The 14,089-nt window shown below is 68.7% G+C and carries 12 protein-coding genes and 2 tRNA genes; 7 read left to right on the forward strand and 7 right to left on the reverse strand.

Translation table 11 applies throughout. The annotated features are described in order from the left end of the window. Positions 1-105: 105 nt before the first annotated feature. The 3 genes from ABZV40_RS21820 to ABZV40_RS21830 all read left to right on the forward strand — a co-directional run bounded on the left by ABZV40_RS21820 (position 106) and on the right by ABZV40_RS21830 (position 1,257). Positions 106-843, forward strand: coding sequence for an HAD family hydrolase (locus tag ABZV40_RS21820; protein ID WP_355444287.1), 738 nt, complete (start codon positions 106-108; stop codon positions 841-843). Between the two features lie 150 nt (positions 844-993). After that, positions 994-1,065: transfer RNA gene (locus ABZV40_RS21825), tRNA-Gln, on the forward strand. 119 nt (positions 1,066-1,184) lie between these two features. Next, positions 1,185-1,257: transfer RNA gene (locus ABZV40_RS21830), tRNA-Glu, on the forward strand. Positions 1,258-2,130: 873 nt separating this feature from the next. Here the strand turns inward: ABZV40_RS21830 and ABZV40_RS21835 are convergent. Continuing rightward, a complete protein-coding gene (locus ABZV40_RS21835; protein ID WP_045310640.1) occupies positions 2,131-2,832 on the reverse strand; it encodes an IclR family transcriptional regulator in 702 nt (233 codons plus the stop codon). A gap of 73 nt (positions 2,833-2,905) precedes the next feature. Between ABZV40_RS21835 and leuC the strand changes: the two genes are divergently transcribed. The 3 genes from leuC (at position 2,906) to ABZV40_RS21850 (ending at position 5,761) form a co-directional block, all read left to right on the forward strand. Beyond that, complete coding sequence (gene leuC / locus ABZV40_RS21840) at positions 2,906-4,312, forward strand: 3-isopropylmalate dehydratase large subunit (RefSeq protein WP_355444290.1); 1,407 nt, start codon at positions 2,906-2,908, stop codon at positions 4,310-4,312. Positions 4,313-4,317: 5 nt separating this feature from the next. Continuing rightward, positions 4,318-4,920, forward strand: a complete 603-nt coding sequence (gene leuD, locus ABZV40_RS21845) for a 3-isopropylmalate dehydratase small subunit (protein WP_355444293.1) — start codon at positions 4,318-4,320, stop codon at positions 4,918-4,920. Positions 4,921-5,104: 184 nt separating this feature from the next. Then, positions 5,105-5,761, forward strand: a complete 657-nt coding sequence (locus tag ABZV40_RS21850) for an HU family DNA-binding protein (protein ID WP_355444296.1) — start codon at positions 5,105-5,107, stop codon at positions 5,759-5,761. Between the two features lie 414 nt (positions 5,762-6,175). On the opposite strand, the gene ABZV40_RS21855 is transcribed toward ABZV40_RS21850, so the two are convergent. Genes ABZV40_RS21855 through ABZV40_RS21865 form a run of 3 tightly spaced genes read right to left on the reverse strand, consistent with a single transcriptional unit; the run spans position 6,176 to position 9,638 of the window. Further along, positions 6,176-7,093, reverse strand: coding sequence for an NUDIX hydrolase (locus ABZV40_RS21855; RefSeq protein ID WP_355444639.1), 918 nt, complete (start codon positions 7,091-7,093; stop codon positions 6,176-6,178). Next, positions 7,093-9,387, reverse strand: coding sequence for an RNA degradosome polyphosphate kinase (locus tag ABZV40_RS21860; RefSeq protein WP_355444299.1), 2,295 nt, complete (start codon positions 9,385-9,387; stop codon positions 7,093-7,095). Before ABZV40_RS21860 ends, ABZV40_RS21855 begins: the two co-directional genes overlap by 1 nt. Positions 9,388-9,446: 59 nt before the next feature. Then, on the reverse strand, positions 9,447-9,638 hold the full coding sequence (locus ABZV40_RS21865) for a hypothetical protein (protein WP_355444302.1): 192 nt from the start codon (positions 9,636-9,638) through the stop codon (positions 9,447-9,449). Between the two features lie 62 nt (positions 9,639-9,700). On the opposite strand from ABZV40_RS21865, the gene ABZV40_RS21870 reads away from it, so the two are divergent. Beyond that, positions 9,701-11,218: a hypothetical protein gene (locus tag ABZV40_RS21870; RefSeq protein WP_355444305.1), complete on the forward strand. Its 1,518-nt coding sequence runs from the start codon at positions 9,701-9,703 to the stop codon at positions 11,216-11,218. On the opposite strand, the gene ABZV40_RS21875 is transcribed toward ABZV40_RS21870, so the two are convergent. The 3 genes from ABZV40_RS21875 to cofC form a co-directional block, all read right to left on the reverse strand. Next, on the reverse strand, positions 11,155-12,306 hold the full coding sequence (locus ABZV40_RS21875; RefSeq protein ID WP_355444308.1) for an acyltransferase: 1,152 nt from the start codon (positions 12,304-12,306) through the stop codon (positions 11,155-11,157). The two genes, ABZV40_RS21870 and ABZV40_RS21875, sit on opposite strands and share 64 nt — an antisense overlap. Before the next feature lie 129 nt (positions 12,307-12,435). After that, positions 12,436-13,419: a hypothetical protein gene (locus tag ABZV40_RS21880; RefSeq protein ID WP_355444311.1), complete on the reverse strand. Its 984-nt coding sequence runs from the start codon at positions 13,417-13,419 to the stop codon at positions 12,436-12,438. Positions 13,420-13,464: 45 nt separating this feature from the next. Then, on the reverse strand, positions 13,465-14,088 hold the full coding sequence (gene cofC / locus ABZV40_RS21885) for a 2-phospho-L-lactate guanylyltransferase (protein WP_355444314.1): 624 nt from the start codon (positions 14,086-14,088) through the stop codon (positions 13,465-13,467). Position 14,089 lies beyond the last annotated feature (1 nt).

Below are 14,089 nucleotides of genomic sequence, written 5' to 3' on the forward strand. Positions count from 1 at the left end.
ACTGGCTCGTTCGGGGCCTCAAGGTCCGCTTGATCGTGCAAGGACCTATAGGAATCACCTCGTTAGCCGAATCGGACGAGGCTCCCTCACACCTAACCTTCCGGGGTGACAACTGCGTCCCCGACTTTCACGCGTAAGAGAACCGGCGAGATCCGCGCTGTGTGCCTGGACGTCGACGACACACTTGTCGACTACAGCACTTCGTCGCGCGCCGCGTTGGCCTCGATGGTCGGTAACGCCGACGCCTGGTCGTTGTGGCAGCGAATCACCGACGACCACGTGTCCCGCCAGTTGGCCGGTGAGCTGCAGTACGAGTCGATGCGCAACATCCGCACCCAAGCCTTCTTCGCCGCCCTCGGCGAAGAGCTCACGCTGGAGGAAGCCACCCGCCGCGAGCTCGCCCGCCAGGAAGTTCTCTCCGCGGGCTGGTGCCTGTTCCCGGACGTCATCCCGATGCTCGACTGGCTGCGCGCCACAGGCCTCCCGATCGCCGCGATCAGCAACGCCTCGGGCCGCCACCAGCGCGTGAAGATCGCCCAGCTGGGCCTGTCGTCCTACTTCGACGCCGTCCTCATCGCCGGCGAGGTCGGCTGCGCCAAGCCGGACCGCGTGATCTTCCACACGGCGTGCCTGTCGCTCGGCGTCCCGCCCGGCGACACGGTCCACGTGGGCGACCGCCTCCACGCCGACGCCATCGGCGCCCGCGACGCGGGAATGCACGGCGTCTGGATCAACCGCGTTGGACCGACCGGTGGCACCCTTCCCGCCGGTCTGTCGTCCATCACGTCACTGGCGGAACTGCCGGAGCTCCTCGTGTGCGAGCTGTCCGCGGCCACCGCCTGAGTTACTGCCTGAGACCGGCCCCCACCTGCATGTTTGCCTCCAGGTGGGGGCCGATTTCACTTCTGGTGGGGACGTGGTCTAGTATTTCTCCCGGCAGCAACGAGGACCTCGGAACTCCTTCGGGACACCGAAGTCGATCGTGAAAGCCAATGGGGTATGGTGTAATTGGCAGCACGACTGATTCTGGTTCAGTTAGTCTAGGTTCGAGTCCTGGTACCCCAGCTGCAACGGAAGAACTACCCTCAGGGTAAGCTTCCGGAGCGGTAAGAAAAAGAACTGAATAGCCGGATTTGGACCGGACAGAATGACCTGATAAGGTTCAAGCCAGCAAGAAGTTCTAGGGCCCCGTCGTCTAGCGGCCTAGGACGCCGCCCTCTCAAGGCGGTAGCGAGGGTTCGAATCCCTTCGGGGCTACAGAGGTGGGAGAGGCCTGTCAGCGGAGAGCGCTGACAGGCCTCTTTCGCATTTGTCTTCTGGGGGCCGAGCCCCCAGACCCCCAGCCGGCGGGGCTTCGCCCCCCGGACCCCCCGTAGGTTGCCCGGCTCGTTCGGGGGCTTCGCTTCGCTCGCCGGAATCGGTGGTGACTGACGTCACCGGAAGAATGTGGGCTCGCTTCGCTTCGCGTTGGGGGCTATTTGCGGTGGTGTGGGCGGTGCCGTTGCCATTTGCTGCTGCGGTCAACGCCAGCAAGCTTGCTGCGCCGGCAATGCGTCCTAATCCCGGCGGTTCGTGTCTCCTGAACCTCTGTTCTCAGAACCTTCAGGCGCTTGAGCTCCGCCGGGCGTGCCCGTGTTGCTGCCTTGGGGTGCGTTGCTTGGGTTCACGCTCATGTCTCGCTTGCCCGCCGTTCCGCCTTCGCCGCTCTGCCTGAGGCGAACTCAGTCGCTGAGTGCGCGCCGCGGCTCCTCCTGCACCATTTCCGGGCCTGGGGCCGAACTCGCGCACGCCATGTCGCGACACCATTGCGCGCTCCGAGGTACGTCACCTCACCTCCGCCCGACCTCGTCTCGGCCGTCCGGGGCGCTCGCTGCCTGTCCCGCCTGCGCCAGTTGCCGGGCCCGCGACATCCCACGGCTCAATGTCGCCGTGGCTGCTCCTGTTGCCTCGCGGCCGCCAGCCCCGGCGCCCCGCATTGCCATGGGCGGTAGAGCGTTCGGGGGTGGGGGAGTGCGGCCTGTTGAGATGCGCTCACACCGCGTGTCGTGGCGGAGTGGGCGGCGTGTCGCGGGGGTGGAATGCGCAAGGCCGCCCTCCCCGGGAAGGGAGAGCGGCCTTGGGGGAGAGCGGTCAGAGGCGGCTTTGCAGGGCCTCGGCCGCTGCGAGGAGGTCGGCTGCCCAGCGGGCGCCGGGGCGGCGGCCCATTCGGTCGATCGGGCCGCTGACGGAGACAGCGGCCACCACGGCGCCGGAGGAGTCGCGTACCGGGGCCGAGACTGAGGCCACGCCCGGTTCCCGTTCGGCCACGCTTTGCGCCCAGCCGCGGCGGCGGACCTCCAGAAGCGTGCGTTCGCCGTAGACGGCGTCGGCCAGGACGGCGCGTTGGGTTCCCGGGTCTGCCCATGCGGCAAGGACCTTGGCGCCGGAGCCGGCGGTCATCGGCAGGCGGGCGCCGATGGGAACGGTGTCGCGCAAGCCCGATGGCGGTTCGGCGGCGGAGACGCACACGCGCTGCATGCCGTCGCGGCGGTACAGCTGCACGCTTTCGCCCGTGATGTCGCGCAACCTGGGCAACACGGAGGACGCCGCGTCGAGCAACGGGTCTGTTGCGCCGCCCGCCAGTTCGGCGAGTGCCGCTCCAGGGCGCCAGCGGCCGTCGGAGCCTCGGCGCAGCAACCGGTGCACCTCCAGGCCCACGGCCAGGCGGTGCGCGGTCGCTCGCGGCAGGCCGGTGCGATTGCACAACTCGGCCAGGCCGCACGGATCTTTTGCTACGGCGTTCAACACGGCCACTGCCTTGTCCAGCACGCCGATCCCGCTATGCTGTCCCACAAGCCGATACTAACTTCCCAGACAGTGAGAAGTCCAGATCTGTCGGCGCGTCCATACTGTGGGAGATGTCGCGATGAGCCGCACGCTCGCGGAGAAGGTGTGGGAGGCACACGTTGTGCGCCACGGCAGTGGTGCGGAGCCGGACCTGCTCTACATCGACCTCCATCTGCTCCACGAAGTCACGAGCCCTCAGGCGTTCGACGGCCTCCGGCTTGCCAACCGCAAGCTGCGCAGGCCCGACCTGACGATCGCCACCGAGGATCACAACGTTCCGACCGTCGACATCGACAAGCCCATCGCGGACCCGGTGTCGCGCACGCAGGTCGAGACGCTCCGCCGCAACTGCGCGGAGTTCGGCGTGCGGCTGCACCCCATGGGTGACCTCGAGCAGGGCATCGTCCACGTGGTGGGCCCGCAGCTCGGCCTCACGCAGCCCGGCATGACCGTTGTCTGCGGCGACAGTCACACGTCCACGCACGGCGCGTTCGGCGCGCTGGCGTTCGGCATCGGCACGTCCGAGGTCGAACACGTGATGGCGACGCAGACGTTGCCGTTGCGTCCGTTCAAGACGATGGCCATCAACGTCAGCGGCTCGCTCAAGCCGGGCGTCACGGCGAAGGACATCATTCTCGCGGTCATCGCGAAGATCGGGACCGGTGGCGGACAGGGCTATGTGCTCGAGTACCGCGGCGAGGCCATCGAGAACCTCTCGATGGAAGCGCGCATGACGGTCTGCAACATGTCGATCGAAGCGGGCGCGCGCGCCGGCATGATCGCACCGGACGAGACGACTTTCGACTACATCAAGGGTCGTCCGCACGCACCGTCCGGCGCGGACTGGGACGCGGCCGTCTCGTACTGGAAGACGCTCAGGACCGACGACGACGCGACTTTCGATGCGGAAGTGCACATCGACGCCGACGAGCTCACGCCGTTCGTCACGTGGGGCACCAACCCCGGGCAGGGCCTGCCTCTGGGGGCGAGCGTCCCCGACCCCGAGCAGATCGCGGACGAGAACGAGCGCGTGGCCGCCGAGAAGGCGCTGACGTACATGGGCCTGGAGCCCGGTACACCGCTGCGCGACATCCGCGTGGACACCGTGTTCCTCGGTTCCTGCACGAACGGCCGAATCGAGGACCTCCGGGCCGCCGCGGACGTGCTCAAGGGCAAGCACGTCGCTTCAGGAGTACGGATGCTGGTCGTGCCCGGTTCGATGCGGGTGCGCAAGCAGGCCGAGGAAGAGGGCCTGGACAAGGTCTTCCTGGACGCGGGCGCCGAGTGGCGCCAGGCCGGCTGCTCGATGTGCCTTGGCATGAACCCGGATCAGCTCGCACCGGGTGAGCGCAGCGCGTCGACCTCCAACCGCAACTTCGAGGGCAGGCAGGGCAAGGGCGGCCGGACGCACCTCGTCTCGCCGCTCGTCGCGGCCGCCACGGCCGTGCGCGGCACCCTGTCGGCCCCCGCAGACCTGGAGAACTGAAAGCCATGGAAGCCTTCACCACCCACACGGGCGTCGGCGTGCCGCTGCGCAGGTCCAACGTGGACACCGACCAGATCATCCCGGCCGTCTACCTCAAGCGCGTGACCCGCAGCGGGTTCGAGGACGGCCTGTTCGCCGCCTGGCGCGGTGACGAGCACTTCGTGCTCAACCAGGAGCCCTTCCGGGCGGGCAGCGTCCTCGTGGCGGGCCCCGACTTCGGCACCGGGTCCTCTCGGGAACACGCCGTCTGGGCGTTGATGGACTACGGCTTCCGGGTGGTCGTCTCGTCCCGGTTCGCCGACATCTTCCGGGGCAACGCCGGCAAGCAGGGGCTCGTGGCGGCGCAGTGCAGCCAGTCCGATGTCGAGCTGCTGTGGAAGCTGCTGGAGTCCGAGCCCGGCACGCCGGTCACCGTGGACCTCACCGACAAGACCGTTCGCGCCAAGGACTTGGTAGCCCCCTTCGAGATCGACGACTACACCCGCTGGCGCCTTCTGGAAGGCCTCGACGACATCGCTTTGACGCTCCGCCACGAGGCCGAGATCAGCGGATTCGAGGGCAATCGCCAGACTTGGTTGCCCACAACGGATCCGCTTCCGGCGGTCTGAGAGGGGGCCGGATTCTCCCCTTGAGAGGGGCGAATCCGGCGCCTCCTGTCCCTCGAAGGGGCGCAATTAGCCACGCCACAACGAAAATTTTGGCGTGGCGATTGGTATTTCTCGCGTTTTGGGCCTACCGTTGCGTTCTAGTCGGCCCGAGCTAGGGCCGTGAGCGTCCTGGGAGGGACTGAAGGTGAACAAGGCCCAGCTCATCGAGGCGCTCGCCGAGCGCCTGGGAGACAAGAAGACCGCGGGTGCTGCTGTTGACGGCATCGTCGATGTGATCGTGCGCAGCGTCAACAAGGGCGAGAAGGTCAACATCACGGGCTTCGGCGTCTTCGAGAAGCGTGCCCGTGCGGCTCGCACCGCGCGCAACCCGCGCACGGGTGAGACCGTGAAGGTCAAGAAGACCAACGTGCCCGCGTTCCGCCCCGGCTCGACGTTCAAGGACGTCATCAGCGGTGCGAAGAAGCTGCCGAAGGCTGTCGCCGCCAAGCCGGCCGCGAAGCCCGCCGCCGCTGCCGCCGCGAAGCCCGCGGCTGCCAAGGCTCCGGCCACCAAGGCGGCGACCACGCGCGCCACCACGACGCGCACCCGCACGGCCGCGGCCGCCACCAAGGCGCCCGCGACCCGTCGCACCACCACGGCCGCCGCGAAGCCGGCTGCCGCTGCCAAGGCGCCCGCGAAGGCCGCTGCGACGAAGACCGCCGCTGCGAAGCCGGCTGCCGCGAAGGCGACCGCTGCCAAGAAGCCCGCTGCCGCCAAGACGACGGCCGCGGCCAAGCCCGCTGCGAAGACCACGGCTGCCAAGGCACCCGCGGCTCGCAAGACGGCTGCCAAGAAGAAGTGAGACGGGCCTCCTCGTGAAGGAGGCTGCGTCACTTCAGTAACCACGCGGAAGGCCCCGGTGTGCGCACACCGGGGCCTTCCGCGTGCCCGGGGGAAGGGTCGAAATGCCCTCCTGGATTGCGCTGTCACGCCTGGGAAGCGGCCGAGCGCGCACCGAGGCGGCCTGGCGTCCAGGACGCGGTGGGTGCGCCTGAGAACGTTCTCGGTCGCCCGTGCGACCGGTATCGGAATTGCGACACGGGCCTCGGGCGATTGGCTCGGGGAACGCCTGGCGCCCCAATAGAAATAACGCCCACACGCCTGCGAACGCCCCCGTGACAAGCGAAACCGCCGCCTCCCGGCCCGGCTTGGTTGCCAGAGGCGAACTTTCGCCGGAACCGGGAAGACGGCGGCTGGAAACGTGTGCGGCGACCCCTCAGGGACGCGGTAGCGGTGAGGCGAGGTAATGCGCCGACACCAGCGTTGGCCAGCGCGAAGGCGAGTCCGAAGTGGACCACGTGCCGAACGGCCGGGTGAAGGCCAGCACCCAGGTGCTGCCCTTCTTGCACGGGATCTCCGACAGCCGCAGACCACCCAGTTCGGCCAGCGCCTGCACGACCGAAGGGATCACCCCGCCCTGCGACGACACGACCGCCCGGCCCTCCTGCGCCGCGACCTCCAGCAGCCGCACGAGACCCGCCTCCGGGTCGGGCCAGTAGCCCTCCTCGGACAGGTGCGGCTCCTCGACCATCCCGACGGCCAGGTCCTCGGCCACGCCTGCCACGGTGTCCGCGCAACGCACCCTGGGAGCCGTGTGGACGCGTGTGGGCGCCCACAGGGGGAGCAGGGTGCGGAGAGCGGATGCCTGCTTCCACCCGGCGCCGGAGAGGGGGCGGAGGTCGTCATCGCCGTCCCACTCGGACCGCTTGCCGGCCTTCGCGTGCCGCACCAGCAGCACCAGCAGCAGGTCTGCGGGCAGGCGGTCGAACTCCGCGAGCACGACGCGGTCGTGCTCGTAGGTCAGCAACGACGAGGCTGCGGCGACCGGCAGCCACCGCAGCTCGTCGACCTCGTCGTTGGCGGCGAAATCGCCCGACACGGCTTCCGCGGCGTAGTAGTCGACGGTCTTCGTGTCGTTCTTCACCTTGTACGAGGTCTGCTGCAGGAACCGTCCGAGCACGCACGAGTACCCGGTTTCCTCCTCAACCTCGCGCGCCACGCAGGCGGGAATCGTTTCTCCCTTGTCCAGCTTTCCCTTCGGCAACGACCAGTCGTCATAACGCTGGCGGTGCACCACCGCGACTTCGACGTCACCGTCGGCATCGCGCCAGAGCACCGCCCCAGCAGCTTTGATCACCCAAGAGCTCCGTGCTTGTGCAGCAGTTCCATTTGGTGGTCGCGCACCGACGAGCCGTCCGCGGGCGACGCTTCCCATTCTCCGTCAGAGCGCAGCACCCAGCAGCGAGTCTGCGGGTCGAGCGCGGACGTGAAGACGTCCGCGAGCTGCGCGGCCAGGCGCGGGTTGATGACGCGCACGGCCACCTCGACGCGGCGGTCGAGGTTGCGGTGCATCATGTCCGCGCTGCCGATCCAGTACTCGCCGATGCCCGCGAAGTGGAAGATCCGCGAGTGCTCCAGGAACCGGCCCAGGATCGAGCGCACCCGGATGTTCTCGGACATGCCCTTCACGCCCGGCTTGAGGCTGCAGATGCCGCGCACGACGACGTCGACGGGCACACCGGCCTGTGATGCGCGGTACAGCGCGTCGATGACCTGCTCGTCCACGAGCGAGTTCACCTTGATGCGCACGCCGGAGAGCTCGCCCGCCTGTGCGCGCTCGATCTCCTGGTTGATCCGGTCCACGATGCCCTTGCGGACGCCGTAGGGCGCCACGAGCAGCGAGCGGTACTCGTCCTGACGCGCGTACCCGGTCAGCACGTTGAACAGGTCGGTGAGGTCCGCGCCGATCGTCGGCTCGGCGGTGAGGATGCCGACGTCCTCGTACAGCCGCGCGGTCTTCGGGTTGTAGTTGCCGGTGCCGATGTGGCAGTAGCGCCGGATCGTCGAGCCCTCCTGGCGCACGACCAACGACGTCTTGCAGTGCGTCTTCAGGCCCACCAGGCCGTAGACGACGTGCACGCCCGCCTTCTCCAGCGTGCGGGCCCACTTGATGTTCGCCTGCTCGTCGAACCGCGCCTTGATCTCGACCAGCGCCACGACCTGCTTGCCCGCCTCGGCCGCGTCGATCAGCGCGTCCACGATGGGAGAGTCGCCCGAGGTGCGGTACAGGGTCTGCTTGATGGCGAGCACGTGCGGGTCGGCCGCGGCCTGCTCGATGAAGCGCTGCACCGACGTCGAGAACGAGTCGTACGGGTGGTGCACCAGCACGTCACCCTCGCGCAGCGTCGCGAACACGCTCTTCGGCGTCTCGCGCTCACCGAACGCGGGGTGCGTCGCCGGCACGAACGCCGGGTCCTTCAACGTCTTGCGGTCGATGCCGTAGAGCTGCCACAGGCACGACAAATCGAGCAATCCCGGCACGGTCACGACGTCGTGCGGGTCGACGTCCATCTCCCGCAACAACAGTTCGAGCATGTGCTCGGTCATGTCGTCGGCCACTTCCAGCCGCACCGGCGGGCCGAACCGGCGCCGGGCGAGCTCCCGTTCCAAGGCCTGCAACAGGTCCTCGTCGCGGTCCTCCTCGACCTCCAGGTCCGCGTTGCGCGTCACCCGGAACGCGTGGCACTCGATGACCTCCATGCCGGCGAACAGCTCGCCCAGGTGCGCGGCGATGAGCTCCTCCAGCGGCAGGAAGGTCGCGGAGGAGGACGACCGGTCCGCCTCGACGCGCACGAGCCGCGGCACGTTGTCCGGCACCTTCACGCGTGCGAACCGCTCGCCGCCGCCCTCCGGGTCGCGCACGGTCACCGCGAGGTTCAGCGACAGCCCGGAGATGTAGGGGAACGGGTGCGCCGGGTCGACCGCGAGCGGCGTGAGGACCGGGAACACCTGCTCGCTGAAGTAGTTGGAGAGCCGCAGCCGGTCGTAGTCGGTGAGGTCGCCCCACGTCACGATGCTGATCCGGTGCTCTTCCAGGCCGGGCCGGATGTGGTCGAGGAACGCGCGGGCGTGCTGCTCGACGAGTTCCTGCGAGCGCTTGGAGATCGCGACGAGCTGCTCGCGCGGCGTGAGCCCGTCCGCGCTGCGCACCGAGAGACCGGTCTCCTCACGTCGCTTCAGCCCGGCGACCCGGACCATGTAGAACTCGTCGAGGTTCGACGCGAAGATCGCGAGGAACTTGGCCCGCTCCAGCAGCGGCTGCGAGGCGTCCTCGGCCAGCGCGAGCACGCGCGAGTTGAAGTCCAACCAGGACAGTTCACGGTTGAAGTACCGGTCGTCCGGCAGGTCGGTGGGCAGGGCGCTCGACGTCACCGCGGGTGGTGCGGAGGGCATGCCGCGCACGGGCGTCGCCACCGGCTGGGTCGGCTGGGTCTTCGTCCGCGGAGGGTTGGACGCCCGCCTCGTCGCCGCGCGTGGCTGCCTGCGCGGGGTCGCCGCACGCGGGGTGTCCGCCGCCTTGCTGCGCGTGGAGCGGCGTCGGGGAGGGGTCGCCTTGCCGTCGTTGTTCTCCGTGCTCACGCCCCGCATTGTTCCCCACTATCGGCGCGAGCGCCCCTGCCGAGAACGTCCGGCCGGTGAACTCCTCGTCACAGAACAGGCAACCGCACGGCGGTGACGACCCCGTCGGCACTACGTTCGAGGGTCACTCGTTGCCCTGGACGCAGCATTCGCCAGCCACCCGCGGTGACCGCGGCCGCGCTCACGTCGAGCAGAACGCCGTCATCGCGCAGGACGACGGCAGAACCGTCACTGTTAAAAGAAGACACAGTCGCCTGCACGGAGCAAAGCCTAGACGTTCGGACCTACACGTCTCATTTGCCGCGCTGCCAGGGTCAACCGCATGAAGGTTATAGCCACGATCACTGCGGCAACCCTGATGGCCTTCACCACGGCAGGCTTGGCTTCGGCGGCGGCGGCCGAACCCAAGACTCCCGCGGTGGACAAACCGCGCCTGCAGGCGGCGGCGAAGAACGTGCGCCTGAAGGCGACCCTGCCCGACACGCAGCGCGCCATCTCGATCGCGTTCGCCCAGTACGGGCCCCGCGACGTCGCGTTCGTCAGCCTGGAGACCGGGCTGAAGACGTTCGACGTCACCGATCTCGACCACCCGAAGTTCCTCGACCACCTCACCAAGCAGGAGATGGCGCTGCCCGGTGACGACCCGGCACAGCGCTTCTGGGAGAACGAGGACATCAACGTCGACCCGGTCCGCAAGCTCGCGTTCCTCGCGCGCGAGGTCAACTCGTTCGGCCGCGCGCTGCCCGGCGACCGTCCGACCGGCAACTACATCGTGTCCGCTGTGGACCCGGCCGACCTGAAGATCCTCAGCTTCCACCGGCAGGACACCGGTCACACGACCACCTGCATCAACGACTGCCAGTACCTGTGGACCGCCGGCCGCGACCGTTCGGACGCGAAGACCGGCCGCATCTTCGTCACGGACATCCGCGACCCGAAGAACCCGAAGGAACTGCCGGTCTCGGTCGACGTCCGCGGCAAGCCGGGCGAGGGCAAGATCACGCACGACGTCCAGGTCGACGCCCAGGGCATCGCGTGGGTCGCGGGCGACAACGGCACCCGCGGCTACTGGACGCAGGGCTGGCACCGCGATCCGTTGAGCGGCAAGTTCCGCGAGGCCACGGCGTGGGACCCGATCGCGTACGCGGGCGGCAACGTGCCGAAGGTGGACATGCCGACGTCGTTCACGCACAACTCGTTCCGCCCGGTAGGCAGGACGTTGTCCGACGGACCCCGCCCCACGCCCGAGAACCCGCCGGGCACCCTGCTGCTGCACACCGAGGAGGCGTTCGGCTCGCCCACCTGCAAGACCGAGGGCCGGTTCGTCATCTCGTCGCTGAAGGGGTCGTTCAACGGCGAGGGCTGGAGCCAGCAGCCGTTCGAGATGAAGACGGTCGGCGTGTGGAGCCCGGACGACCAGGAGGGCACGATCCCCGGTGACGTCGAGTGCTCCGCGCACTACTTCGACGTGAACAAGCGGATCGTGGCCTACTCCTGGTACGAGCAGGGCACGCGCTTCCTCGACATCTCCAACCCGGCCAAGCCGATCCAGATCGGCTACTGGCGGCCGGACTCGGCGGTGTCGTGGGCGCCGTACTGGCACAAGGACAGCGTCTTCATCGCCGACATCTCGCGCGGCGTCGAGATCGTCTCGCTGGAGAAGGGTGCCTACGAGGCGCAGGAGAGCGGCACGAACGTGACGCTCACGGCGCACCACTCGAAGGAACTGGCCAGGGAGAGCGGCCGCGACCGCCTGCCGCTCGCCCCGGACCCGTTCTACGGCTGGGCCTGCCCCATGGTCGCCAACCGCGAGGACTGCGGCGCGGGAGCCTGCTGCTGAGCAACACCGGCCCGGACGGCGGCCGCAGCGCGCTGGCGGGTGATCACGAGCCGGCCCAGGGTGATCATCGGGATCTCCACGGTCGCGTAGAGGACGCTCGCCAGCGCCAGGCCCAACGCGGTGACCACCACCGACTGCCCGAGTCCGGACAGGGTCGGCCAGAAGAACCAGATGACGGTCGCGGCGACCGTCTGCACGAGGTAGAGCGAGTACGAGCGCTCACCGACGAACTGCATCGGCCTCGTGGACAGGAAAGTCGTCACCGGGCCGGGCGCGACCAGCGCGGCGAGCAGTGTCGCCGCCGCGAGCGCGTACACCGGGATGACCAGCACGTGACCTGGGATCCCGTTGATCCCGTCGAGGAGTGCGGCGAGGGGCTTCACGCTCAAGTGCACCGCGACGAACCCGATCGCGACGAGCACCTGCGCGACCCGGTTCGTGAGCGGGCGCAGCACGGCGAACCCGCGCGGGCTGTGCAACGCGATGGCGAGCAGCACACCGGTCAGGATCGAGAAGTAGTGCACCGGCCAGCCGGGATTGCTGTGCGACGTCGTGAAGTTGACGACCACGAGCGCGAGCACCATGCCCAGGAGCGCGGCACCGGCGCGGCGCCGCAGCACGACGGTGCCCAGCGCGATCGCGACCAACGGCCAGACCAGGTAGAACTTCTGCTCGACGCCCAGCGACCAGGACTGCCCGTACGGGCTGGCGCCGGCGAACTCGTTGGTGAAGGTCAGGAAGTACTTCAGCGCCGGACCGATGCCGTTGCTGGTGAACGTGCCGAAGAGCCACGAACCGACCGCGGTGATCAGCAGGATCACGAAGTACACGGGCAGGATCCGGAACGCCCGCCGCAGGTAGAACTCCTTGAGGGAGATCCGTCCGGTGCCGCGCTCCTCGCGCAGCATCAGCGTGGTGATCAGGAATCCGCTGAGGACGAAGAACAGCTGGACTCCCGCCCAGCCCTGCAGCCAGTCCGGGCCCCCGTAGTGGAAGAACACCACCAGCACCGCGGCAATGGCCCGCAGGCCGTCAAGAGCGGGAAAGCGGCGCAGCGCCAGGTAGTCGGCGTGCGTCATCGACTTCATGCAGGTACACCTCTTGGCGAACGTCGGGGAACGGCATCGGGGGGTACGCCGTTTGCATCAAGGGATACGGAGGTAAAGGTGCCCGGGTTTCCCGTCGCGTTGCCTGAACCAACTTTTTCGTGGCGTTCGTCACGTTCGGCACTGCGGTAGAGGGGAAAGCGCCGACAGCGCCGCGGACGCCGCGACCTGCCCGCCTTCACGGGTCAGCGCGCCGCCGTGCACCTCCAGCCAGTAGCCGGCTTCCGAGCTGTGGACGGTGGCGCCGCTGCGGATGTCCGTGACGTAACCCGACTCCGAGCGCCACGACACGAAATCCCCGCTGACGCGCGGAAACACGATGCCTTCGGTCTTCGGCACGGTCTTGATCCCGGCGAGCAACCGCGGTGCCGTCCAGTCCGCCCGCCAGCCGTGCAGCGTGTCGTCGCCCTGCGTCCACACCAGCGTGCGGCCGTCCGACGCGACGTGTCCGCTGGGCCGAGCCTGCTGCAGCGGCTCGGGAAGCGCTGTCTCCGAGCGGAACTTCCCGTCCTGCAGCCAGATGACCGCGTCACCGAAGAAAGCCGGTGCCGTGCCCTGGCCCACGACCTTGTCCTTCTTCTTCGCGAGGTCGTAGACGTGCACGGACTTGTCTTCCGACCAGGCGGCTTTGCCGTTGCGCACCACGGCACTGCTGCTGCCGATCCGCACGGGCGCGCCGTCGTTGCGCGAGTCCCACGCGTAGGTCGCCGCGGTGTGGTTCTCCGGGTTCGGGGTGGTCGTGAACGTCACCCAGCGCCCGTCGAACTCCACGCCGGAGATCTGCGCCTCGTCCTGCACCGCCATCACCTGCTGGCGCTTCTGGTTGTCGCGCAGCACGAGCTCGGTCGTGTGGTTGCGGGTCGTCCGCACCAGTGTCGCGTCGGCGTTCTCGTTGGCGCCGACGATCGTGACCCGCTCGTGCGAACCCGCTCGGGTCTGGTTGCGGGCCAGCTCGTCCTTCCAGCTCTGCGGCAGCCCGACGCTGCACGACACGAGCTTGTTCGGTGCGGTGTAGTCCGGCGTCCGGTCGTCCTGCATGGCGGCGGCACATCCGGAGATGACGGTGATCGCCGCCAACGCGATCAGTGTTCGCATCTGCTCCCCAGAGTTCGATCAACCCAGAGGACGCGTGTGGATCGCTCAGGTTGTCCAGGCGGGCAAGGCGTTCGCGGTGTGCACACCGAGCCCCAACGTCAGCGCGAGACGCAGATCTTCTTCTGTGTCCACGTCACAACGCAGTGACGGCCACGGCCCCGACAGCGCGATCGCACCGGAGTTCCGGTGGTGGCCGGCGGATCCGACGCCGAACCGCGGGTCGAGCTCACCGCCGGGCGCGGCCAGCAGCAACGTCGTGCCGGTGCCCTGCCGGTCCGGCACGAACGCGCGGCGCCCCGCCGAGGCTTCCAGCGCGGCCTGGAGCTCGGCTGACCTGAGCGCGGGCAGATCGGCCTGGAGCGCACCGACGCGCGCAGACCGCAGCATGCGCGCGCCGTGCTCCAACGCCGCGTTGAGACCGGGTTCGGCGGGCTCCGGCAGCGACTCGACGCCCAGCGCGGCCATCTCGGCGGCGACGGCCGGGTCCGATGTGACCGTGACCACGCGCCGGACACCGGGCGTGCTCAGCGCGGCGCTCACCGTGTCCAGGGCGAGCGCCAGTGCCAGCGCCGCGTGCGACACCGGATCTCCGCCGGTGGCACTGGTCAGCCTGGTCTTGGCCCTGCCGAGCGTTTTGACCGGAACCACGAGGTCGACTTCATCCCTCACC

Source organism: Lentzea sp. NPDC004782, assembly GCF_040609115.1.
Taxonomy (GTDB): domain Bacteria; phylum Actinomycetota; class Actinomycetes; order Mycobacteriales; family Pseudonocardiaceae; genus Lentzea.